This is a genomic window from uncultured Brevundimonas sp., assembly GCF_937863155.1.
GTDB lineage: Bacteria > Pseudomonadota > Alphaproteobacteria > Caulobacterales > Caulobacteraceae > Brevundimonas.
On record NZ_CALMFB010000062.1, the window covers coordinates 52,178 to 76,742 of the forward strand.

The following is a 24,565-nucleotide window of genomic DNA, read 5'->3' on the forward strand; positions in this document are numbered from 1 at the left end:
AAACGGCCACGCTGGACGCCTTATCCGTTTAAGAACATAACGGGAACATGGCGCAATTGGATTTGAGACGGAAGCTGGCCATCCTGGCGGATGCGGCGAAATATGACGCCTCGTGCGCGTCGTCGGGGGCGGCCCAGCGCAACTCGATGGGCGGGCGCGGCGTCGGCTCGACCGAGGGCATGGGCATCTGCCACGCCTATACGCCCGACGGGCGGTGCGTCAGCCTGTTGAAGGTGCTGCTGACCAATTTCTGCGTCTACGACTGCGCCTATTGCATCAACCGGGCCTCGTCGAACGTCGAGCGGGCGCGGTTCAGCGTGCAGGAGGTCGTGGACCTGACGCTGAACTTCTATCGGCGCAACTATATCGAGGGGCTGTTCCTGTCGTCGGGCATCATCCGCTCGGGCGACTATACGATGGAGCAGATGGTGCGGGTGGCGCGCGCCCTGCGCGAAGATCACGACTTTCGCGGCTATATCCATCTGAAGCTGATCCCCGAAGCTGACCCGGCGTTGGTGGAGCAGGCGGGCCTGTACGCCGACCGCCTGTCGGCTAATATCGAACTGCCGCGTGACGAGGCGCTGGAGCGGCTGGCGCCCCAGAAGAACCCCGCCGTGATCCGCAAGGCCATGGGGCAGGTGCGGCTGAAGGTCGAGGCGGCGCGTCCCGCGAAGACGGATCGCGCCAGGCCGCCCCGGTTCGCGCCGGGCGGTCAGTCGACCCAGCTGATCGTGGGCGCGGACGGGGCGCCGGACACCGAAATCCTGGGTCGCAGCGCTTCCCTGTACGGCGGATACGGCCTTCGCCGGGTCTATTATTCCGCCTTCAGCCCCATCCCCGACGCCTCGGCCGCCCTGCCGCCGACGCGGCCGCCGCTGTTGCGCGAGCATCGGCTGTATCAGGCCGACTGGCTGATGCGGTTCTATGGCTTCTCGGCGCCCGAGATCGGCGAGGCGACGACCGGCGGCATGCTGGATCTGGCGGTCGATCCCAAACTGGCCTGGGCGCTGAACCGGCGCGAACTGTTTCCGGTGGACGTCAACCGCGCCGACCGCGAAACCCTGCTGCGCGTGCCGGGCCTGGGGGTGAAGTCGGTGGACCGCATCGTCTCGGTGCGCCGCTATCGCACCCTGCGGCTGGAGGACGTGGCGCGGCTGACGCGGTCGGTGGACAAGGTGCGGCCCTTCATCACCGCCCTGGACTGGACGCCCGGCGGCCTGACCGATGCGGCGGACCTGCACGCCCGGCTGGCGCCGTCTCGGGCGCCGGAGCAGCTGAGCCTATTCTGATGACCGTCGTCCATCTGGCGCATGAGACGGACTTCGACGGCTGGCGCGCCGGGGCGCGGTCGTTGCGCGCGGCCGGGGTGGGGCCGGACCGGGCGCGGTTCGTAACGCGAGGTGACCAGAATAACGGCTGCTTCGATTTTTCCTCGTCCGCTCATCCCCGCGAAAGCGGGGATCCAGTGAGAGCCCAAGGTGCGCTGGCGGGATTGAGGTCAGTCGATCTTGATCGACAGTCATCGCCCGAAGAACTGGGTCCCCGCTTTCGCGGGGATGAGCGGAAAGGGGACGTTGTTGTTCCGGCCGCCTTCATCGACCTGGCGCGTGAGGTGACGCTGCACCGGTCGGAAGACCGGTTCGACCTGCTGTATCGCCTGTTGTGGCGGCTGAGGGATGAGCCGGATCTGATGCGCGTCGTCTCCGACCGCGACGTGGCCCAGGCGATGGAGCGGCGGCGCAACGTCCACCGCGCCGCCCACAAGATGAAGGCCTTCGTCCGTTTTCGCCGGGTCGAGGACGCCGGGGCGGAACGCTGGGTCGCCTGGTTCCAGCCGGCGCATCGGGTGCTGGAGACCACCGCCCCCTTCTTCGCCCGACGGTTCACGACCATGGACTGGACAATTCTGACGCCGGACGGGCGGACGATGTGGGATGGCGCGCGCCTGAGCTTCGGCCCGCCCGCCACCCGCGACGAGGCGCCGGCCGAGGATGAAGTCGAGGATTTCTGGAAGACCTACTACGCCTCGACCTTCAATCCGGCGCGGCTGAAGACGCGGACCATGCAGGGTGAAATGCCCAAGCGGTACTGGGCCGACCTGCCCGAGGCGGCGCTGATCCCGCAACTGATCGCCCAGGCGTCCGACCGGACCGACGCCATGGTCGCGGCGACGGCGCCCGAACCGAACCGAAGATTGAGCAGGGCGGTGGCCCGCCACACGCCGACGCCCGCCGCGCCGGTGGAGACTGCGCCCGATACGCTGGAGGCCGTGGACCGGGCGGTCCAGGCCTGCCGCCGCTGTCCCCTGTGGCGCAATGCGACGCAAGGGGTGTGCGGGGCGGGGGCCAGGCAGGCGGAGCTGATGATCGTGGGTGAACAGCCAGGCGATCAGGAGGATCTGGTGGGCCGCCCCTTCGTCGGTCCGGCGGGACAGGTGCTGGATCGGGCGTTGGGCGCCGCCGAGATCGCGCGTGATCGCGCCTGGCTGACCAATGCCGTCAAACATTTCAAGCATGAGCCGCGGGGCAAACGCCGCCTGCACCGCACGCCCGATGCGCAGGAGGTGGCGGCCTGCCGCCCCTGGCTGGATGCAGAGCGCGCCATCGTGCGGCCCCAGGTGATCCTGGCCTTGGGCGCCACGGCGGGCCACGCCGTCCTGGGGCGCAAGCCGGCGGTGATGAAGGAGCGGGGCCGGCCGATGGTTCAGGCCGATGGTTCGGTGGTGCTGTTGACCGTGCACCCCGCCTTCCTGCTGCGCCTGCCGGACGAAGAGGCGAAGCGGCGCGAAAAGCATCTGTTCCTGGCCGATCTGCGCGCGGCGCGGTCGCTGCTGTGACCTGAAAGCCAGTTTACGATGCGAACCAAACACCCAGGCGTCGCGTTCAGCACTTCATGCAGGCTTGGCCATAGGCGCCGGACGCGGCTGGGCTATTGTAGGGGATGATGCAGACGGCCGATTTCGACATCGCCGAGCGTGACGACGGCGGCGCAAGCCTGCGCCTGACCGGCGACTGGACCACGGCCGGCATGGACCGGCGGGCCCAGCGGCTGGATCGCGCCCTGGCGGGACGGCGCATCACCGGCATCGACCTGACCGATATGGGGCGGTTCGACACCTCCGGCGCCCTGGCGTTGTTTCTGGCCGGGGGCAGGGACGGCCTGCCCGCCGACGCCTGGGCCGCCCGGCCCGAGGCAGGGCGACTGTACGCCATGGTCGAGACGCTGGAGCGCGAAAGCGGAACCCCGCCGCGACGTTCCGACGCCTTCACCCGCGCCTTCGCCAAGGTGGGGCGGGGCGTCTATGACATCATCGGCGAGATGATGCTGTCGCTGGCCTTCCTGGGCCGGCTGATCGTGGCGACGGGCTCGGCGCTGAAGCATCCCGGCCGAATCCGCTGGCCCGCCTGGTTCAGCCAGGCCGAACGTGCGGGGCTGGACGCCATCCCCATCATCGCCACGACTAACTTCTTCATCGGCGCCGTCATCGCCTTCCTGGGGGCCAATCTGCTGACCCAGTTCGGGGCGGGGGTGTTCACGGTGCAGCTGGTGGCCGTGTCGGTGCTGCGGGAGTTCGCGGTGGTCATCACCTCGGTTCTGCTGGCGGGGCGGTCGGCCAGTTCGTTCGCCGCCGAGATCGGTTCGATGCGCATGAACCAGGAAGTCGACGCCATGCAGGTGATGGGGGTCAATCCGTTCCAGGCCCTGGTCATCCCGCGCCTGGCGGCCATGCTGGTGATGCTGCCGCTATTGACCTTCGTGGGCATACTGTCCGGTCTGCTGGGCGGCATGCTGGTGACGTGGAGCGAGCTGAACTACGGCCCGTCCTTCTTCATCCAGCGGGTGATCGAAGATCCCAAGATGGACGTCCACCTGCTGGTCGGCATGCTGAAGGCGCCGGTCTTCGCCATCGTGGTGGCGGCCATCGGCTGTCGTCAGGGCCTGGCCGTGGCCGGGGACGTCGAAAGCCTGGGCAGCCGGGTGACGGCGGCGGTGGTCCAGGCGATCTTCGCCATTATCTTCCTGGACGCCGTCTTCGCCATGATCTTCCTGGAGCTGAACCTGTGAGCGCGGCGCCAGAGACCTTGCCTGAAAATCTGATCGAGGTGCGTGGCTTGTTGAGCCAGTTCGGCGACCGCGTGATCCATCAGGACCTGGACCTGGACGTCCAGCGCGGAGAGGTTCTGGGCGTCGTCGGCGGCTCGGGCACCGGCAAGACGGTGCTGTTGAACTCCATCATCGGCCTGAAGGAGCCCGAGGGCGGGACCATCCGCGTCTTCGGCCACGACCGCGCCGACCTGACCAAGGACCAGGCCGCCGATATCGAACGCCGAACAGGCGTGCTGTTCCAGCAGGGGGCGCTGTTCTCGTCTCTGACGGTGCTGGAGAATGTGGCCTCGCCCCTGGTGGAGCACACGTCCTTGCCGCGCGACATGATCCGCGAGCTGGCCGAGATGAAGATCGCCATGGTCGGGCTGAAGCCGGAATCCCACTATCTGAAGCCGGCCGAACTGTCGGGCGGGATGCGCAAGCGGGTGGGTCTGGCCCGCGCCCTGGCGCTGGACCCCGAACTGCTGTTCCTGGACGAACCGACCGCCGGCCTGGACCCCATCGGCGCGGCGGCCTTCGACGATCTGATCCGTCAGCTGGCCGACGACCTGGGCCTGACCGTCTTCATGATCACCCACGATCTCGATAGCCTGTACGCCATCTGCGACAAGGTGGCGGTTCTGGCCGACAGACAGGTGATCGCCAAGGCGACGGTTCGGGAACTGGAACGCTCGGACCACCCTTGGATTCAGGAATACTTCCTTGGCCCGCGTGGCCGCGCCGCGACCAAGGCGGCCTAAGGACACGACGATGGAAAGAGACGCCCATTACGCCGCCGTCGGCATCGCCACCGTCGCCCTTCTGGCGGCGCTGGCCGTGTTCAGCATCTGGCTGGCCCGGCTTCAGTTCAACAACGACTTCGACGTCTATGACATCGTCTTCTACGGCCCCGTGCGCGGCCTGTCGGAAGGCGGCGAGGTGCATTTCAACGGCATCCGCGTGGGCGAGGTCACCGACCTGAACCTGGACCCGAACAAGGGTGATCGCGTCATCGCGCGGGTGCGGCTGGACGCCAAGACGCCGGTGCGGGTCACCTCGCGCGCCCAGCTGGAGCCGCAGGGCATCACCGGTCTGAACTATATCCAGATCACCGCCGGCGCGCCCGAAAGCGCCCTGTTGAAGACCCAGTATCCCGAAAACGTCGTGCCGGTGATCCAGAGCCAGCCGTCGCCCATCGCCGAATTGCTCAGCGGATCGGGGACGGTGCTGGCCCAGACGGTCGACGCCCTGAACCGCATCAACCGGGTGCTGAGCGACGACAATATCCGCAGCTTCTCCACCAGCCTGAAGAACGTCGAGGCCATCACCACCGAGTTCGAGGCCCGCAAGGGCATGCTGGAACAGCTGGAACAGGCCCTGACCCGCGCCAACTCGGCCGTGGCCGAATATGAGCGCCTGGGCGCCAGCGCACGCCAACTGGTCGAGGGCGACGGCCGTCGCGCCATCGCCAACATCAACAAGGCCGCCGAAGACGCCCAGCAGGCGGTGGCCACGATCAACCGCATGACCGGCAGCCTGGAAGGCCCCGTCGGCGATTTCGCCGGCACGGGGCTGCCCCAGCTTCAGAACGCCATCCAGGGCCTGGAAGGCGCGACCCGGTCGCTGGAAGGCCTGATCGACGAGGTGCGGTCCAGCCCGCGCGACTTCATCGGCCGTGCGCCGGTGCGTGAAATGGAGGTCCAGCCGTGAACCGTTCCGTGGCCATCAAGACGGCTGTCCGCCTGGGCGCCATTGTCGCCGGCGCCCTGGCGCTGACGGGGTGTGCGCTGCTGTCGACGCCCGATCCGGTCCAGACCTATCGCTTCGGCGGCCAGCCGATGGCGACGGCCGAGCCGGCGGCCGCCGCGCCCATCGCCGTCACCCTGCGCCGGGTCGAGTTCCCGCAGGCGACCGAGGGCGACCGCATCCTGGGCGTCACCGGCGTCGAGACCGCCTATATCGCCGGCGCGCGCTGGATATCGGATGCGCGCGATCTCTATACCGAAAGCCTGGAGGGCGCCTTCGCGGCCCAGTCGTCGCGGGTGCGGCTGACGGGCTTCCGCGAGGCGGCGCCGGCGACGCACAGCCTGGCCCTGGACGTGCGCGCGTTCGAGGCCCGTTATTCGGCGCCGGGCGCGGCGCCCACGGTGGTGGTGTCGGTGCGGGCGCGCCTGTTGTCCGCGCCCCGTCGCGAAGTGGCGGCCGAACGGGCTTTCACGGTCGAGCAACCCGCCACGGCCAATCGCGTCGGCGCCATCGTCCAGGCCTTCGACATCGCCGTGCGCGACCTGAACACCCAGGTTGTCGCCTGGACCGACGCCTCGGTGCGCTGAACGCCGACCCGCCGGCGCGGGTTGAGGGCCGCTTTATCCTGATCAATCTTACCGCTAAAACCTTTCAGGTTGGCGGCCGAATGATTCCGTTCGCGGCGCAATGACGCCTGGCGTTCGTCGTCCATGGGGGAGGTTCTGCATGGTCCGTTTCATGGCGTCGGCGGTCGCCTGTCTGGGTCTGTTGGCCCCGGCGCTGGCCTGGTCCCAGGAGATGTCCCCCGCCCTGCGGTTTCGTCAGGTTCGGGCCGCCGGCATCGCCGCGGCGCAGGCCGACGATCTGAGCACCGCCGCCGCACGACTGGCGGAAGCCGACGCCATCGTGCCCAACCATCCGGGTCTGATCGGCCTGAGGGCGCGTATCGCGGCGGCTGACGGCAAGCCGCAGGACGCCCTGGAGCAGTGGCGTCGTTACGCCGATCTGGGCCTTACCGCCGATCCGACCCGCGACCCGCTGAACGCCGGCATGATCGCCCTGCCGGAATGGTCGACGGTGGCCCAGCGGCTGGCGGCCAATCGGGCGCCGGTGGGCGCCCTGACCCCCGTGGCGACGCTGGATCAACCCCTGGCGATCGAGAATGTCGTGCGCGACGCCGCGCGCGACCGGCTTCTGGTGTCGGCCATCGCCGGACGCACCATTCTGCAGATCGACGCCCAGGGCGCCGCATCGCCGTGGCTGTCGGCCGATGCGCCGGTCGCGGGCGTTCTGGGGCTGGCGTTGGATGCCGAGCGCGGCCTGCTGTGGGCGGCGTCGGCCGGTCTGGGGGCCGCCACGCCGGATGCCGCCGATCCGTTGCGCGGGCAGACGGAACTGCTGAAGATCGACCTGGCCGATGGTCGCCTTCTGGCCCGCTATCGTCCCCCCGCCGCCGCTCGGCGCAGCCTGGGCGACGTGGCGGTCGGGCCGGATGGAACAGTCTATGTGTCCGATTCCCTGGCGGGCGACATCTGGCGGCTGCGTCCCGGCGCAGAGGCGCTGGAAATACTGATCCCGACCGGCGTCTTCGGTTCGCCACAGGGCCTGGCGCTCAGCGCCGATGGCGAGGGTCTGATCGTCGCCGACTACGGCTCGGGCCTGCACCGCATCGATCTGTCGACCTGGCAGGCGACCATGATGCCGGCGCCGCCTCATGTGTCGCTGATCGGGATGGATGCGGTTCTGCGGCGGGGGGACCGCCTGATCGTGGTGCAGAACGGCACGGCCCCCAAGCGCGTGCTGGAACTGACGCTTTCGTCGGACCAGACGGCCGTGACCGGCGCGCGCGTTCTGGGGGCCAATCTGGACGCCATGACCGATCCGGCGGGCGGTTCACTGGATGGCGCGGACCTGTTGTTCGTCTCGGTCAGCCAACTGGGCGCCTATGACGATGACGGCGGCCTTCCCAACGGTTCGCCGCCCGCGGCGCAGATCGCACGCCTGCCGCTGGATTGACGCCGCAGCGTTCCGTCGATCCCGTCTGATGTCATGAAAGGCCGATGGTGGGTGATGTAGGGTCACCTTTGTCAAGTCTATGAGCGCAGGAAAAACAATAACATAGCTGTTCACGCGCGCAATATTTTGCACAAGTTTTGCACAAGTTTTTGTGCAAGGCCTGCTTCTGGCGATTGCCGGCACATCCGCATGAGCCGTCTGTCAAGATTTGCCATAGTATGAACTGGTCCAACATCTTGGCAGCAACCGCCGCGCTTGAGTCATTGCGGCCGTTCGGAGCATCCGCTTCAGGCGCGAAACGCCAGCATCGCCCGGTCTGGCCGGGTCGAACCTGCGACGTGAGAAGCGCTTGCTCTCAGGCCTGCACTGAAGCCCCTCAGATGTATCGCGCGTAGTCCGAACTGACCTTTTCGCTAGTCACATACTTGAGTACTTCGCCGACCGCGCGCGCCGCCCGGATCGGGATTGGCAGCTTCTGATTCATCTGGGTAGAGTTCCAGTTGATCTTCGTCAGCGCCAGCACTTCGGCGGCGATCTGGGCGATTGTGCTGTCGCTGCCAGAATGAGGGCACAATAGCAGCGGCCGGGGATCGTACGTGCCCGGATAGGTACCGTAATAGGGAATGCTGCCATTGGTGTAGAGCAGTCCCTTTCCGTCGAGTTCCACAAAGGTCCCCCGCATTACGGGGTAGTTGCCATCTCTGAGCACCTTCACTGAGTACGACTCTTGAACCCAGACCAGGTCGCGCAGTTCGGCACCCGTCTCGTCCAGAGCTTCGAAAATGCCTTGAGCTTCCTCCTCCCGAAACTGGGAGGTCTTCAAGACAATCACTCGGGCCGGATAGTGCTTGTGGTGATTTCTGTAAGCGGCGAGTGCATCTGCGATCAGTTGGCGAGCGTCGTCTTGCGCCATGTAGGGGTGGCGGCCCCGGCTTTCCGTCTGCGCACGCTTGCCCTTGAGGATAAAGCCGCGGCCGCGTTCGTCGAACATCTGGGCCGCGCTGGTGAACAACTGTTGGCCGCCTCGGTCCCGGTAGAAGCTAACGCCAATGTAGCAGGCGGCGAACTCGCCATCTTGGGGCATTTTCCGCCAAGGAATGCGGCCGGTGCCCTTGTAATAGAGGGTAGTGAGCAGGTTCCAGGTGCGACTTGCGCGATCCTGGATCTTCCGCGCGCTGCTCTCCTTGATCTTGCGGGGGATTGTCGCGCCTTCATCGAAGACGTCCTCCCAGACGATCTGAACCGGGAAGGTCAGGTCCATCGCCTTGGCCTTCAGCATACCGCGGAAGTCAGGGGCGTCGGAACCGCCGCTGTCTTCCTTCTCGGTCGTGCCGCCTCCATCGACCTTAGCGTTCCAGACCCGTTCGATGAGGCCAATCGGAAGAGCGACGATCGCCACATCCGGCCGATGACTGCCCTCATCCAAGGTCCGGAGCTCCTGGACGATTTCATCGACCGCCATCTCCACGGCCCGGTCGTGGCGGACTTCCTTTCGGATCTTGTCGATTCGCGACTGGGAGAGGGCTGCGGTCGCGCTCTCAGCGATCTCGAACTTGCACCTGAACGGGTTCTGGTTGCCGAGGCCCGGAAAGTCGGGATGCAAGTTCGGGTGTTTCTCCCCCTTGCCGGCGAACCCTGCGGCGGCCTCGGCGAAAAACTGCCGGGCATCCTCGACAGTCTTTGCGCTCCCGACAACCGCGATCTTGACGACGTCCCCCACCGGAGTCTGAAGCGGTCCGGCCTCGAACAGACCTAGGCGTGGGTCAGGGTGGTGATGTTTGTCGCCGAACTCCAAGTGGGGCTCGTCAAAAATCTTGGTCTCGAACTTCATCCGAACAGCCGCTCCTGCGGGTCATCCTCCTCAGCCGCGCCCTTCTTCGGGGCAGTCCAGGCATCCTCCGGCACCCGCGTAGGAAGGGCGACTGTCGGCGGTTCGCCGAAAACAAGCCGTGGCTCGCCGGGTTCTTCGTTGAAGAGACTGCGTTCAACCCGGTCATTCTGGCTCAAGAACCGATGCCACATGACGACCTGACCCCGCAGAGACGCGCTGTTGTCGAGGCGTTTCTTCCCCGCCAGCAGAGCCGCGGGATAGGGGTGGGGGGCGAAGCCGTTGCTGGTGAAGAAGTAGGTCGGATTCACGACTAGGTACCATTGGTCGAAGAGGCGCTCGAAGCGCGGCACGAACGCGTGGTGACGGACAAAGGCGACCTTGTCCTTGTCGGCCTTGGCCACGGCCACATTGACCACCTCCGCCGCCGCCTTCTTCTTTGACGCGTCGTAGAAGAAGGTGCGCGGTGTGTTGGGCGCCGGGGCGCGGAAATAGAAGAGTTTGCGTTCCTTGTTCCACGCGAGGTCAGCGCGGACCTGGTGATCCAAAGCCGCCCGCAGCAGGAAGGCAAAGTTGTTCTGCTCGTCGCGATCCTCGTGAAAAGCTAGCAGGTTAGTCTCGATCGCATCGACCTGGTCCAAGTCGACGATGTGGCGGCAGACGGTCTCGCGCGGATCGGCAAACGACCAGAAGGTTCCGCCCTTGACCGCCCAGTCGAACCGCGCCGGTTCCTCCGCGTCCAAGAGGATCGCCGCCGCGCGTTTGGCCGTATAGGGCGTCGATGCGACATACATCTCCGTCGGTAGGGTCAGCGGAAGGATGTTGACCAAAGCCTCTTCGCCGCCGCCAAGCGGAGGGACGTAGTAGCCGAAGCCGGCCTTGGGCACGGTGAGCGCGGCCAGGCGGTCGATCGCTTCAGCTTCGAGGCGATCCTGATGTTTATCGAAACGCAGACGTCGTTCTTCCTGGAGCGGATCGCCGACCGCCTTCCAATAGAAGCTCTCGTCGGACCGCCGGTAGAGGACTATGACCACGGGCAGATTTGAACCTCGCCAGTAGGCGAGATCCTCAGGCCGAAGCAAATAGGTAAAGCTGGTCTCGTCTTCCGTCGCGTACCGCGACGACTCGGTGGCCTTCACCTGCACGGCAATCATGCGGGCGAGAGGCCTACCGCTGTCCATGACTTCGGCGATGCCATCAACGCCCGCCTCCAGTCGCGAGCGGGTGTCGAATTGAAATCCCATCGTCAGGAAGCGCAGACGGACCGCAGCTTCGCCGATTTCTCCCAGTAGTTGGTTCGACGTGATGGTCTTCGACATCGCGGTGGCCCAGAACGATTCATGAACATGAATAGCTTGATTTCAAAGCTCTGGCGAGTCTTGGCGATCACGGATCAGCTTCATGCTCGGATCTGTCGACGCCGGGCCGCCTTCGACCTAAGGTGGCGAAAACTAAAAAGATGATCCGCTTAAGTTGGGGGGGACGTGGCGAACATCAAAACGTGGTGCGACGTGGCAACCAGCGCGGTCGGCGCTCACGCACTGCATCAGATCACGGTAAAGCCCGGGCAGGTGGATAACGGCGTCGATCTCGTCGCCGAGGCGCTGCCTGAACACTATGTTGCCGCCCATCATCTCGCACGCGTGCTGCGTCGACAGGGGAAGCCCCAAGCTGCTGCTCTCGTGGAAGAACGGCTACCGACCACCAAGCAGATTCGGTCAGGCGATCTGGGCGAGATCCTCGGCGTCGCGTACGTCAACGAGCTCACCGATTATGAGATCGGGGTTTTTCGCCTGCAGTGGAAAGATCACCGCAACATGGCGATGCGGGGCGACGACCTGATCGGTATTGCAGAGGGTGACGACGGCCGCGCCTACTTCCTGAAAGGTGAGGCCAAGAGTGCGGCGAACATAGCTGCGGCGACCATCACGGCCGCGCGCGCCGCGTTGGCGGGTGCGGAGGAACGGCCAACCCCGCACGCCCTGCTGTTTCTGTCCGAGAAGTATCTGTCCGCGGGCCGCGAAGAAATCTGCGACCTGATCGATGAAGCCACGCTCGACCGGACGATCGATCTTGATCAAGTCGAGCACTTGATTTTCACCTTCACCGGAAATGCCGCTGGAGGGCTGCTGACCACGGATCTGCAAAACTACGCAGGCACGGTCAGCCAGATCGCTGTCAACTTCCACGTCCCCACACATCAGAACTTCATCCAGAACGTCTTCGACACGGTGATCGCAAATGCCCGCCAGTCTTGAAGCGATCACTGCCTCCGTTACCCGCGCCACCGAGCAGGGTTTCCGAAACCAACTGCTCGCGCGAGGGCAGGCCCGCGCCATGATCTGGCGTGAAGGCGTCATGCCTGAGGATGGGCCACGCTTCGCCAACGGCCTCAGCTACGATCTTCTCGCCTACGGCTACAGCTTGCTCACCCAAGGCCTGAGGCTCCTGGAAAGCGACAGCGACGCGGAGCTGGCGCGAAATGCCTGCGCTGCGGCGGCCGAAGCGATCGAGGCCGTCATCACCAACGGCAGCGACGGATCGGATCAGGCCTTCCACCGTGTGATGGCGGCGGCGGCCTATCATATCGGACGCTTTTCAGCTCGGGCCTTCTCGCTCCTGTCGCCGTTCAACACGGATGACGGCGAGCCCGGCAATCTGGCACCGGTCGAACGGGCCCTGACCTTGCTGATGCTGCGCAAGCTTGACCGTCTTGAGGCCGTGGCGACGGACTGGGCGACGCGGGCGGACGCGTCGGATGCACATCTTGCTGCGCTGCTGCGTGGCGCCCTGCCGGAAGAAGCTTGGCAGGACGGAGGTCCAGAGGCCGTCGACACGGTCGTCGATGTCGCCAACATCGCGCTCACCCAGGATTTCATGTCCGCCGTGAGCACAGCTCTATTGTCGTTCGAGCGTGGTGACCCGGAGTTGTTGAGTGGGGCCATTGCTCAGTTCGACGAGGGGCTCGAAGACGCCGCCGCCCTGAATCTCGTTCCGCAATGGTGGGCGCATCGTCTGGGCCGCCATCTGTTCAGGGAGCTCTGGGAGTGCAGCTTCCATGAGGTGTTGCCCAAGGACAGCCCGGCTGGAATGGGCGACTGGGCAAACCTGCGAGAGGTATTCATTGCATCCTTGCACAATCGCTCCAGGGCTGAGATCGACCTGTGGCCGTCACAGATCGGTGCGGCGTCCCAAGCGATCGAGACTAGCGAAAACCTAGTCGTCTCGCTGCCGACCAGCGCGGGCAAGACACGCATTGGCGAACTGTGCATCTTGGCGTGCCTGGCTGCGGGTAAGCGCGTGATGTTCATCACCCCGCTTCGCGCCTTGTCGGCCCAAACCGAGGTGTCGTTGAACCGCACATTCAGACCGCTCGGGAAGACCGTATCGGGTCTCTATGGCAGCATAGGGGTCAGCGGCGCCGACAAGGGATTGTTGTCGGACCGCGACATCGTGGTCGCCACGCCCGAAAAACTCGACTTCGCTCTTCGCAATGATCCGTCGCTTCTGGACGACGTGGGCCTGATCATTCTGGATGAGGGCCACATGATCGGCCTGGGCGAACGGGAGGTCCGTTATGAGGCCCAGATCCAGAGGTTGCTTCGCCGACAGGACGCCGCTCAGCGGCGCATCGTCTGCCTATCGGCGGTCTTGCCCGACGGCGACAAGCTTCATGATTTCGTCGCCTGGCTGTCCAATGACAGCGAAAACGGACTGATCCAGAAAAACTGGCGCCCGACGCGGCTGCGCTTCGGCGAAGTTGAGTGGAGCGGAGCCGGGGCCAAGCTCAACATCTCGCTGGGAGACGAGACGCCCTTCATACCGCGCTTCCTGACGTCCCGGGTTCCCCCGCTTGGCCGGCGCAAGGCCCCGTTCCCCAGAGACCAACGCGAATTGGTTCTCGCAACGACGTGGCGTTTGGTCGAAGACGGCCAGACGGTTCTGATCTATTGCCCTCGCCGGGTCTCAGTGGAGCCCTACGCAACGGCGATCGTCGATCTGCACGCTCGCGGGCTGCTGAGCGCATTGATCCAAGATGACGAGCCGCGGTTATCCAAGGCTCTCGCCATCGGCGCGGAATGGCTCGGCGAAGATCACGTCTTGCTTCAGTGCCTGCGCCTAGGCGTAGCCGTCCACCACGGAGCCTTGCCCACACCCTACCGGCGGGAGATCGAAGCATTGCTCCGCGATGGCGTTCTCAAGGTGACGGTGTCGTCTCCGACGCTGGCCCAAGGTCTAAACCTGGCGGCAACGGCTCTGGTGTTCCACAATCTTCACCGGGACCAGAACCTCATCCAAGCCCATGATTTCCGCAACATCGTCGGTCGTGCGGGCCGGGCCTTCGTCGATGTCCAGGGGCTAGTCCTCTATCCGATGTTCGACCGTCATGCGGGGCGCCGGGCGGACTGGCTGTCGCTGATCAACTCGACCGCTGGTCAGGAGATGGAAAGCGGGTTGCTGCGGTTGGTGATCGCGCTTCTGCTGCGAATGCAGCGCAAGCTTGGCACCACAGATATGCAAGCCCTGCTCGACTACGTAACTGGCATGCCTCAATGGGACTTCGAGGCCGTTCCTGGCGAGACGCCCGCTGAGACCGCTTTGGAGTCACGGACTTGGGCGTCCCACATGGCATCCCTCGACACCGCTCTGCTCAGCCTGCTGGGGGAAGAAGAAGTTACTGACGCCGACTTGGAAGCGGCGCTTGATAGCGCGTTGGCCAGTTCGCTCTGGTCAAGACGCGCCGGCCGGCGAAACGAGCGCCTGCAGGCGATATTCCGTAGTGCCTTAGTGCAGCGGGCCCACTTCATCTGGGCCCGAACCACGTCAGCTCAGCGGCGCGGATACTTCCTTGCCGGCGTAGGCTTTACGACGGGGCAGTTGCTCGACGCGAGGTCCGATGAGTTGATCGATCTTCTGCTGCAGGCGAACGGGGCCATCAGCATCCAAGAACCTGATCTTGCTATCGAAGCCCTGACGGCGTTTGCTCAGATCGCCTTCGAGATTTCGCCCTTCACGCCGAACGATCTCGCAGACAACTGGCCACAGCTGTTGCGCGCTTGGCTCGAAGGTCGACCGATGAACGAGTTCGTCGCCGGAGACAGCAGCCTTCTGCAGTTCATCGAGGACGCCTTTCTATACCGCCTGCCGTGGGCATTGGAGGCGGTGCGGGTGCATGGACTGGCGCGTGGGTACCAGACTGCGGAAGGGTTGGAACTCGACGACTTCGAACTGGGACTGGCTTCCGGCGCCGCCGAGACCGGCGTGCTTGATCGCAACGTCATCTTCCTGATCCAAGCCGGATTTGCCTCTCGCTCCGGGGCGCAGATCGCGGTCGCCCAGGGCGCAGGAAGGTTCGACAATCTGACCGAGCTGCGCGCCTGGACTCGCACAGCCCTCATCACCCAGCTCGGCACCGATGTGAACTGGCCGACCCCTGAGAGCCATGAACTCTGGAATGAGTTCTTGGACGGTCTGCGGCCTGAACGCATCGACACCTGGAGCCGCGAAGACCACCACGGTAGCGTCGTCTGGTCCAATGAGCCGCCGGCAGATGGCACGGCGTTGCGGATCGCCAAGGGCACGGGAGACGTCGTCCTTGACGCGGCTCACCGCAGGGTCGGCACGCTGTTCGGCAACATCAATGACCAGCGCAGCGGCTTGTTAAGGGTCACGGCGGCCAAGGGCGGCGTCGATCTCGCGTATCTTGGACCAACCGATCTGCACGCCGTGTTGATATGAGGCTTTCCAGCTGGGGATGAGGGCACAATTGCCCTAGGCATCCCGCGCCTCGAATGTCCGCCTATAGGCGTAAAGTTGAGGTCCGCTTCTGGCGCATCCGCGATATTGCCCAAAGCCAAGCCTGACAGATCGCCGCCAAACCTACTGCCTGCCTTTAGGCAGTAGAACCGCACCGTTAGCGTGGGATTCCGGCGATGAAATCATAGATCCGCTGGTCGAGGATTTCGGTAGGATCATTCTGCAGGCGATCCGCCGTTGTGCCGCCCAGAGCCAGCTGAGCGTCCTTGGCCCGGATCATTGAGACCAGATCGTCGTCCGAGAGAACCACCAGAAGCTTCTGGGAATCTCGCATGGCACCGAACGCCGCCTCCACCGCGTGCGGGTGAGGTTTTTTGCGGGTAAGGATGAAGCAGACTGGTCGAAGGACGTTGGCACTGAGATATCTCTCAGTCGTGAAGATCTGCATCGCCTTTAGGGGGTGCGTATAGTTTTTGCATTCGAACATCACGACCCGCGCCCGGAAGTCGCGCGTCAGCGTCGACCAGAAGGCATTGTGCGGCGCGACCCGGTATATCAGGTCATAGACATTGATGGAGTCGGTTGTTCGCTTCTGGCTACGGCCGTCCAGCAAATCCTGCTTGAAGACATATGCGATGATGTCACGGCATACCCCTTCATAGGTCTTGGCATGGGCCTTCCCGGAGGGGGTGCCTCTTAGACGCTCGATCAGGGCCTCGCCGAACGGAAGTGCAGGCTCGGGGTCGGGGTCGGAAGCCGGTTCGGGATCGACGATGTAGCCGAGGGTCCTGAGTTGGCGCTCGACCTCGGCTGGATCCATGCCAAGGGGCCCAGGTCTCTCCGACGCCTGGGACAGAAAGGACTCAAGCTCCTGCGCAAGATTTCCGGCGCGGTCACGCAGGGCGTCCGCGTCCCAAATCGTAATGTTGTACTCCGTCTCAGCCCACGCCCTATGTGCAGGATCGACGCGGGTACCGAGCGCGAGGACCGGGCGGGCACCCTTGGCGAACCTTTCTCGCAGCGCCGCCTGCGGGCCCCACTGTCGAAGCATAGCGAGGCCGGCTCTACGCATAGTCAGCTTCACCTCGATCGGTATAACGACGTCTCGAAGGGTCGCGAGGATATCGACCTCGTATGGTACTCCCTCAGAGCGAACGCCGTGTAGAACCTCGTAGCCTTCCTGCTGGAGGATGCGCACGAGAAGTCGTTCGAACTCGTAATATCGGGATTGCAGAGTCACTGGCCAGTCCGATCAATAGTCAAGCTTGTCGCCCAGCCAAGCTGTTGTAAAGCGCGGCCGAGACGCAGGACCGCGGTTGGTCAAATCAAACCGACCGGCGTTGACTCTGAGGGTGGGTGCGGTCGGCATCAGAGTCTGCTCTTCGGCGCTGATCTGAAAGTCCGTTGTTGCCCCGACCTGCGCATGCCGCGCGGTTTTAGGGGAAGCCCTTGGTCTGAGCCGCCCCCTGTCTCATGGTGGGCGCCGCGCGATCTGGGTCAGCAGATTACCAGCCCCGGCCTCCTGCGCAGCCCTCCCATTCGTGGAGCCCAAATGGCGAGACGCTTTACACGACAGGCCTTTCACGACCTGGTCTGGTCCAAACCCACGACCCAACTCGCCAAAGAGTTCGCGATGTCGGACGTGGCGCTTCATAAGATCTGCCGCAAGCACGGGATTCCTACGCCGCCGGTGGGCTGGTGGGCCAAGCAGGCGGCCGGCAAGGCGGTTCGACGCACGCCCCTACCCGACGCCCAAGACGAGGCGGAAATCGTCATCGCGGGTGCTGACCTCACCGCGACAGACGTCGCGCTGGCGGGCGCGCGCGAGAATGCCCGGGTCCTGGCTTCCTCGGGAACCGTCAGTTCGGCTGCGGCAATGCATCCGGCCATCGGCCGTACCCTAGCGGCGTTGCGCAAAGCCAGGCCATCGGCCCAAGGGCTGGTCGCGACCGAGGGCGGCGACCACATCCGTTGCACCATCTCGCCCGCGTCGATCGATCGACTCGCCGATTTCCTGCCGGCCCTTTTGAGCGCCGCCGCCGTCCAGGGGTTCGACCTCGAGACTGCGGAAGGCGGAGTCCGGTTCCGCTCCACTACGGAAACGGTCACGGTGTCGATAAGCGAAGCGCTTGATCGGACTCCGCACGTCAAGACCGATGCCGAGAAGGCGAGGGAGGCTGCCTGGACGAAGAAACGTGAGGAGTCACGGCGGCGAAACTCGTGGTCCTTCCTGGTCGATGATCGGCCGGTGTTTCCAGAGTGGGACTATGCGCCGAGCGGCAAGCTGGGACTGGAACTGGAACAGGTCTGGACCCGTGCCCGCACGGGCCCCCGTCGGGCCTTTAGGGATGGCAAGACCCAGACCCTCGAATCGATGGTCGCGGACATCGCGGTCGGTCTGGCTGTCCTGGCAATCGCAAAGACGGAAGAGCGGCTTCGGCAGGAGGCATGGAAGCGAGACTACCAAGAGGAACAGGCGAGACGCGAACAGGCGGCTCGCGCCGCCCGGGTCGATGAGCGTCGCCGGGGCGCCCTGGACGCCATCTTGGCCGACATGGATAGTCTCGACCGAATGCGCCGACTGATGACCGGCCTTCGGTCGGAGCAAACGTCTGAACCGGACCGGAGGGTCGCGGCCTTCCTTGCGTGGGCGGACGCCGAGGTGGAGCGCAGGTCCGCGGGCTTGTCGGCCGATGGCCTGGAAGCGCGGTTCAGGCGCGAAGGTCTGTTCGGCGACGATGACGACCGGGACTCCGGTGGCCATCGCTGGATGTAACGGCCTTCCCGCCCCGAGTGCGCGTTGGGCGCCGGCAAGCCACCCGGTTAGGCCGACCTATGGCCGTTGCTCCAGTCGGAGCTTGAAGAAAGACACGATGCTCACAAGGCGGACCTCTTTGTAGGCCCCACCGCCAACATGCAGGCGAGCCAATCACCATCCTTGCGCCTAGTCCGTTGGCTTGGAGAGTGACGCAGTGGTCGGGTCATAAACAAGCTCAGTAATCGACCCATCTCGTATCCGGGAAACGACTTCGTCGATCACCGGCAACGGCGCTAAGAACCACTCCCTTGGGCGCGCTGATCCGCCGAAGCGGTCGGGAATGGCGAGGTCGAGCCGGGATGCGGCGAAGACCCTATGAAAGATCGCTTCGAGGCGCTTCCCGTCGATGCCGGCGAGTTTGTAAGTCGCAACAACTTCGACGGCCGCCATCAAGTAAGTCGGGTCGGTCGAAGCGCCTGCGATCCTGGCTTCGACCCGTCCTCCGGTGACTCCGATCTTGTGGATCACCTCTCGATGCGCCGCTATGAAGGGGTGGTCGGAGTGACTACGCAAGACGTAGATGGTGCCACTATCAACGTCGCCATCTTCGGGCTCCGAGCCGAACAGCGGTCCTAGCTCGGGGTCCGAAATACGGCGGCCGTCCAACTCGGGCTTGTAGAGAGCGCGCTGGAACGACCGCAACAAGGTTTCGCTTTGCGTGGCGTTGTCAAAGATGACGCGCAGACGCCCATTTGGGTGACCGTGTTCCGTTTCAAGCTCTTCCGGGACAAGCGCGACATAGGCCAGTTGTCCGCCGAGGATGAAGAACTCGCCCTGCTTGATCGAGGCGTCCCGCACAAACTTCCTCGCTTGCCGAACGCCAGTCCGGAGCTCTTCGCGCACCTGGTCGAACAGCGGCTTGTAGTCGGCGAAGTCCGGACACGGTGCGCGGCTAGCGACCTCATCCGCTGCGTTGATCGTGTTGCGGGGGGCTACATGTCGAAGCGTGGTGATGTCGGCCGGATCTTCGCCGCCTAGACCGAGCTCGGCCAGAAGCGCATCGTCGTCTAGGTCCTGCAACGCGCCAGACTCATCCTCTCGCGCGGACAGCAGTCCGTGCTCATCCATTGGGGCCAGCAGATCGTGAAACCCCGTCTGCTCGCGCAGCCGATCAAGGCGAACGGCGTATAGCCGCTCAAAGATGTCACGGTCTTCGCCGTGAAGTGGAGCATGGCCATGTTCTGAAACGAACTTCAGGATGTCCTCGAAACCGGCGATCACCCGCTCTTCCTCGGCGGTATAGGTGCGCGCGGCCTTCGCCTCGGTCAGGGCACCGAGCTCTGCCAGCATTTCCTCATCGGTCTGCTCGATGATCGGTCGATCAGCCACGGGCAGCCTGCGCCTTCATGCGAGCGAAGGCGGCTACGCCTTGAGCCATGCGTTGCTCCCAGGCGTCGGCAGCGGCGATGTCGGGCGCGCGGCCCCGTTCACGCTGGAACTGCACTGCACGACGGGTGAGATCGCGCGCCTCTTCCTCGGTGAAGGTCGCTTTGCGTGCTTCCACGGCAGCTTTCACCTGCCTCAATGTGCCTTCGTTCAGCGCCTTGGACAGGACGGAATAAGCCACTGAAAACGGGTTCACGCGATCGATCATGTCGATGTCGAGGGTCTTCACCTCCAGCGCATAGCGTCGCGCGCCATCAATGAAGGCGGTGTTCGAACGGGGCTCGCCATCATCGTCCGTGAGGCGTCGCTTGATTTCCTGAGTGACGTTCAGGGCCGCGATCGCATGCTGGCGCACGGCCTCCACGTCCTCGGCCGTCAGGTCGGGATACTTGTCCCGCACGATCTTGCCCATGCGTTCCTGGGTCAGCTCCTGCGGCGCCGCCTCTTCGTCGAAAAGCCCGCGCTCGGCTGTCCGTTTGTCCTGTACGAAAGCGGCGATCACTTCGTTCAAGTCTTCGCGGCAGATTCGCGATGCCTCGGGGCTCTTCGGCTCTACCAGGCCCGCGATCTCCATGTGAAAGCGGCTGCCGTCTTCGCTGACACCGACGTTGATCCGGCCTTCCTGGTAGCCACCCTCGCCGTAGTCGAACCCGTCTTTGGCCTTCGATGTCTCGTTCTTTGGCGTGAAGTCGAAGCGCGGCGCCAGGACCTGCTCCATCAGAAGGCTGCAGGCGATCGCCTTCAGCGTGTCGTTGATCGCCTCAAGCACCGCCTCCTGGCTGGCGTCGGGCTCGGCAATCAGGTTGGTGAACATGGCGCGCGGCTTGCCGGGGGCGTCGCGGGTCGCCCGGCCGATGATCTGGATGATCTCGGTTAGCGAGGAGCGGTAGCCAACGGTCAAGGCGTGCTCGCACCAGATCCAATCGAAGCCCTCCTTGGCCATCCCCAGTGCGATGATGATGTCGACGTGGTCGCGATTGTTGCGTTGGGTCGGGTCCTTCAGCGCCGAGACGATGCGATCCCGCTTCACGGCGTCATCATCGACGAGGTCCGCCACCTTCAGCACGCGGCCGTCGGGGCGGATGATGCGGTGAAACCCCGTGATTTCGTCTTCGCCGTCCCACGTGCCCAGCGCATCCATGATGGCGTTGGCCTCGGATGTCTTGCCGATCTTGGTGCTTTCCCGGGCGTTGACGTTCGGGATGTGGACGATCGTCTTCTTGTCGGGATCCAGCACCTTCATGATGTCGTCGAGATAGGGGCCGGAATAGAAGTAGTAACCGACGTCCAGCGTCTTAAGGTGCTGATACCCGTTGAGCTGTTCGTAGTAGGTGTAGGTAACGGTCTCGAACTTGGCCTCGTCGCCCGGCGCCATCACCGCCACGGCGTCGCCACGGAAGTAGGAGCCAGTCATGGCGACGACGTGGGCCTGGTCGCGGGCGATCAGTTCGGCGAGTTGGCCGCCCAGCCGATTGTCGGGATTGGCGCTGACGTGATGGAACTCGTCGATGGCCACCAGCCTCTGATCGAAGGCCTCAGCGCCCAGTTCGTCGAAGGCGAAGCGGAAGGTGGCGTGGGTGCAGACCAGAACCTTGTCTTCGCTGTCCAGGAACTCAGCGACCGCCTTGACCTTGGACTTGGCGACCGGCGCGTCGTCGGCGCCCGGCACGTTACATAGGTTCCAGCGCGGGCGAACGGTCCAGTCCGCCCAGAATCCGTGAAGGCTCAGAGCCTCGTCTGCGAAGCTGCCGCCGATCGAACGCTCGGGCACCACCACAATCGCCTGCTTCACGCCCTGATTGGTCAGCTTGTCCAAAGCCACGAACATTAGAGCGCGCGATTTGCCGGACGCCGGCGGTGATTTGATCAACAGATACTGTGCGCCGCGATGGGCCCAGACCTTCTGCTGCATGGCGCGCATGCCCAGCTCATTTGGCGTGGTTGACGCGCCACTGGCGGCGGTGGTGACGGAGACGGCGGAGACGCGTTCACCGTTGGGCATGGATCAGGCGACTTTCTCAGGTGAGGGCGCTTTGCGCGCTGATTTGGTGCTCTTCTTAGTCGGCGACGCGTCAGAAGCGGTCATCCGGGTGTACAGCGCGAACAGATGCTCCAATCGCTCGGTGTCGTTTCGAAACCGTCGGCCGACATAGATGCGCTCCAGCGTGTCGTCGTTGCGCTCGTGGGCCCGGCGTAGGTCGGGGAAGTCTTCATCCATTCGCTTAGGGTCGTACATGTCGGCCATAGTGGCCGGGAAGTGCGTCTCCCGTGCCAGCAGAATGTCTTCCGCACAGCGGGTTAGATCGGCTTTGTCCTGAACGGTGAGTTGCGGAATGGGAAAAGTATTCCAGCCAAGCGTGTTGGAATAGCGATAGTCAGTTTTGATCTTACCGCATATCGCCGATATCCAAACGACATGGATACGAGACGTCAACAATGAAAGATTCCATAGCGCTGCGTCGTACATCGCAAAGGCCGCATTGGTTACAATCGACCCCTCGCGTACGGGACCGATGGGCAGGTAGGGCCTTCTTTCACTTGAGTGAATTGGAACTACAATAGCGTTCGAGCCCGGATAGCCTTGTATTTGGCGGAACCGGTGAGGAAATTCTGCGGCCGGACGGGTCTCGGCGGCCTTCGAGTTTTCTCGAAATACTTTAACGCGCTCAAACCTTTGTCTCAACGATTTAAAGCAAAGTGCTTTCGGCAAGTCCCTATCGTTTACCCAGATGCAGTATCTTGGACTGCCATCTATGAACTCAGATGACCCGTAAAGCGGCCTTATAAAGTTCTCGACAGAAAATCCTTCCTGATCGATGAGGCTACGTGCCTCGTCTTTGCTAAGTATCAAGTTTCCATCATCGACGGGTTTACATCCCCATACTAAAGCAGCGCGTTCGTCCGGTACCTTTGCTTGGGGGGTGACCCATATGTTTGGTCCCGGTACGAGGTAAGGACCGATATTAGCAACTGTCCTAACGCTCGGCCCTTCTTCAAAGAGGCGTGCAGGCTTATCGTCGGTGCGGCTCAGCCCGACTATGATCACCGTGACGCCAGCATTCTGTGCAGCGAGATTGGACCAGCCAAAAGATGTGTGGGCGAAGCAAATCTTCCGACTTTGATTTAAGATCAGCGGCCAAAACATCGGCACTTGTTGGCCTTGGCAGATTGAATTTGTCGCCACGAAAGCGGCTGTTGTATTAACGGTCTCCATGAAAATTGAAGCGCGCCGGAGCCACCCTGCGACATAATCAAAGGATTTCCAGTAAGGAGTATCAGCTTCGAAATTGATGCGGAGGTCTTCTTTCTGAAGCTCGGTTTGAGAGCTTAAGCCAGCATAAGGTGGGTTGCCGCAAATATACGTCTCCAGGTCATCGGCCTCGGCGACGCCATCCGCCTCAAGCGTAAACCGGTTTGTGGGACCGCCTAGGTTCGGCTCCTCCCTTGCAGGCACTGCCGGCGGACACACTTCCAGCCAATCCATGCGCAACGCGTTGCCCACCGCTATCAGGCCTGTTTGATGTAGCGGCAGCACCATAGAGCGCGCGGCCTGCTGGCTGATCAGCCGTGCGTCGGCCTGGAACTCGGCAATCAGTAGCGCCAAGCGAGCGATCTCAGCCGCGAAGCCCTTAATCTCGATGCCGTAGAAATTGGTTAGTGGGATCACTGACTTCGGATCATCGCCCGTACGCTTGATGATCTCGTGCTCGATGTCACGCATCTGGCGATAGGCGATGACCAGGAAGTTGCCGGAACCACAGGCGGGATCAAAGACCCGGATGCGGCCGATGCGTCGGCGCAGGGCGCGTAGCTTGCGCACGCTGTCGCCGGCCTCGGCCAAGGCCTCATTCAGGCTGTCCAGGAACAGCGGATTCAGCACCTTCAGGATGTTGGGCACGCTGGTGTAGTGCATGCCCAATGAGCCACGCTCGGCGTCGTCGGCGACCGCCTGGATCATCGAGCCGAAGATGTCCGGGTTGATCTCCTTCCAGTCGAGCTCGCCGGCGTGCAGCAGGTAGTTGCGGGCTGCGCGGGTAAAGCGGGGAACCTCGCCCGCGTCGCTGAACAGGCCACCGTTCACATAGGGCAGGGCGTCGGCATAGCCCTTCACCCCGGCGGCCTGGCGATAGCGGGCGTCCGGCTTGCCATCGTGCTGGGTCGGCGTGGCCATCGCCAAGAACATCTGGGCCAACACCTGGTCGGTGTTGGTCACGCCGCTGCGATCCTCACTGAACTGCCGCACCGTGTTTGTGAACAGGGTGTCTCCCATGAAGATGCCCGTGTCCTCGGCAAAGAAGCAGAAGACCAACCGCGCCATCAGTCGATTGAGCTCGGGCCGCTTCGCCTCTTCCTCCCACTCGGGGTTTTCACGCAGGAGTTCGAGGTACAGCTTGTTCAGGCGCCCGACAGCCCGAACATCGATCGGGTTGTCCTTGATCTGACGCACCGCCGAGATGCCGGCCAAGGGCAGGAAGAAGCCGAAATGGCGGTCCAACTCGGCCAACGGGAAGCTGCGATAGTCGCCGGTGGCGGCTTCTTCGGCCTGCACCTCCTCGCCGTCGGTGGCGAGCAGGAACTTCACCCGATTGGCGGCCGACTTTGGGCTCCCGCGAAGCGCTTGGAGAGCGGCACCTGCTTCACCCGGCGCTGTCACCGCCATATGGATGCTGTCACGCCGCAGGACACCGCCGGCCACGTCGGATGTGTTGTTCTTGCGGAGGCGCTTTAGCTCGACGTCCTTGCGTCCGAACGCCCGGAGAAGGGCGTATGGGAACTCATCCGCGTCGAACGGCTGGCGGGCGAGTTCCGATACAGCTTCAGCAATTTCGACGGCGTTCAATGCGATTCTCGATCGTTAGGCAGCCCACATTAAACAAGTGAACTCGTCGGGTCTGGATCGAAATGAACAGCCGTCAGCTTTGCCAAGC

16 protein-coding genes are annotated in these 24,565 nt (G+C 63.8%); 10 read left to right on the forward strand and 6 right to left on the reverse strand.

Annotation, left to right across the window (positions count from 1 at the left end):
* Positions 1-47: 47 nt before the first annotated feature.
* From Q0581_RS09940 to Q0581_RS09970, 7 genes are all read left to right on the forward strand, one after another.
* Positions 48-1,289, forward strand: coding sequence for a putative DNA modification/repair radical SAM protein (locus tag Q0581_RS09940; protein ID WP_298699856.1), 1,242 nt, complete (start codon positions 48-50; stop codon positions 1,287-1,289).
* Positions 1,289-2,836, forward strand: coding sequence for a UdgX family uracil-DNA binding protein (locus Q0581_RS09945; RefSeq protein ID WP_298699857.1), 1,548 nt, complete (start codon positions 1,289-1,291; stop codon positions 2,834-2,836). Before Q0581_RS09940 ends, Q0581_RS09945 begins: the two co-directional genes overlap by 1 nt.
* A gap of 107 nt (positions 2,837-2,943) precedes the next feature.
* Entirely contained in the window at positions 2,944-4,065 is a 1,122-nt protein-coding gene (locus Q0581_RS09950; RefSeq protein ID WP_298699858.1) for an ABC transporter permease, read from the forward strand.
* A 17-nt stretch (positions 4,066-4,082) separates the two neighbouring features.
* Positions 4,083-4,847 carry an ABC transporter ATP-binding protein gene (locus Q0581_RS09955; protein WP_298699859.1) on the forward strand — a complete coding sequence of 255 codons (765 nt, stop codon included), beginning with the start codon at positions 4,083-4,085 and terminating at the stop codon, positions 4,845-4,847.
* 10 nt (positions 4,848-4,857) lie between these two features.
* Positions 4,858-5,796, forward strand: coding sequence for an MlaD family protein (locus Q0581_RS09960; protein ID WP_298699860.1), 939 nt, complete (start codon positions 4,858-4,860; stop codon positions 5,794-5,796).
* Positions 5,793-6,419 carry an ABC-type transport auxiliary lipoprotein family protein gene (locus Q0581_RS09965; RefSeq protein WP_298699862.1) on the forward strand — a complete coding sequence of 209 codons (627 nt, stop codon included), beginning with the start codon at positions 5,793-5,795 and terminating at the stop codon, positions 6,417-6,419. The genes Q0581_RS09960 and Q0581_RS09965 overlap by 4 nt, the downstream gene beginning before the upstream one ends.
* A 139-nt stretch (positions 6,420-6,558) precedes the next feature.
* Entirely contained in the window at positions 6,559-7,848 is a 1,290-nt protein-coding gene (locus tag Q0581_RS09970) for a hypothetical protein (RefSeq protein ID WP_298699864.1), read from the forward strand.
* A gap of 376 nt (positions 7,849-8,224) precedes the next feature.
* Here the strand turns inward: Q0581_RS09970 and Q0581_RS09975 are convergent, their stop codons facing one another.
* Complete coding sequence (locus Q0581_RS09975; RefSeq protein WP_298699866.1) at positions 8,225-9,679, reverse strand: hypothetical protein; 1,455 nt, start codon at positions 9,677-9,679, stop codon at positions 8,225-8,227.
* The gene (locus Q0581_RS09980) at positions 9,676-10,995 is read right to left on the reverse strand and encodes a DUF4365 domain-containing protein (protein WP_298699868.1); all 1,320 of its coding nucleotides are present in this window, start codon (positions 10,993-10,995) and stop codon (positions 9,676-9,678) included. The genes Q0581_RS09975 and Q0581_RS09980 overlap by 4 nt, the downstream gene beginning before the upstream one ends.
* 165 nt (positions 10,996-11,160) lie before the next feature.
* Here Q0581_RS09980 and Q0581_RS09985 point away from each other — a divergent pair, with 165 nt between their 5' ends.
* Both Q0581_RS09985 and Q0581_RS09990 read left to right on the forward strand, forming a co-directional pair.
* Positions 11,161-11,934 (forward strand): Hachiman antiphage defense system protein HamA, encoded by a 774-nt coding sequence (locus Q0581_RS09985; protein WP_298699870.1) that lies wholly within the window; start codon positions 11,161-11,163, stop codon positions 11,932-11,934.
* A complete protein-coding gene (locus Q0581_RS09990) occupies positions 11,918-15,415 on the forward strand; it encodes a DEAD/DEAH box helicase (protein ID WP_298699872.1) in 3,498 nt (1,165 codons plus the stop codon). Before Q0581_RS09985 ends, Q0581_RS09990 begins: the two co-directional genes overlap by 17 nt.
* Positions 15,416-15,590: 175 nt before the next feature.
* Here Q0581_RS09990 and Q0581_RS09995 read toward each other — a convergent pair whose 3' ends face one another.
* Positions 15,591-16,673 carry a hypothetical protein gene (locus Q0581_RS09995; protein ID WP_298699873.1) on the reverse strand — a complete coding sequence of 361 codons (1,083 nt, stop codon included), beginning with the start codon at positions 16,671-16,673 and terminating at the stop codon, positions 15,591-15,593.
* Between the two features lie 312 nt (positions 16,674-16,985).
* Here Q0581_RS09995 and Q0581_RS10000 point away from each other — a divergent pair, with 312 nt between their 5' ends.
* The gene (locus tag Q0581_RS10000) at positions 16,986-18,209 is read left to right on the forward strand and encodes a hypothetical protein (RefSeq protein WP_298699875.1); all 1,224 of its coding nucleotides are present in this window, start codon (positions 16,986-16,988) and stop codon (positions 18,207-18,209) included.
* Positions 18,210-18,377: 168 nt separating this feature from the next.
* Here Q0581_RS10000 and Q0581_RS10005 read toward each other — a convergent pair whose 3' ends face one another.
* From Q0581_RS10005 to Q0581_RS10015, 3 genes are read right to left on the reverse strand one after another with little or no spacing between them, the layout of a single operon-like run.
* Entirely contained in the window at positions 18,378-19,580 is a 1,203-nt protein-coding gene (locus Q0581_RS10005; RefSeq protein ID WP_298699876.1) for a GIY-YIG nuclease family protein, read from the reverse strand.
* Complete coding sequence (locus tag Q0581_RS10010; protein WP_298699878.1) at positions 19,573-21,639, reverse strand: DEAD/DEAH box helicase; 2,067 nt, start codon at positions 21,637-21,639, stop codon at positions 19,573-19,575. The genes Q0581_RS10005 and Q0581_RS10010 overlap by 8 nt, the downstream gene beginning before the upstream one ends.
* A 3-nt stretch (positions 21,640-21,642) precedes the next feature.
* Positions 21,643-24,477 (reverse strand): DNA methyltransferase, encoded by a 2,835-nt coding sequence (locus Q0581_RS10015; protein WP_298699880.1) that lies wholly within the window; start codon positions 24,475-24,477, stop codon positions 21,643-21,645.
* Positions 24,478-24,565: the final 88 nt, after the last annotated feature.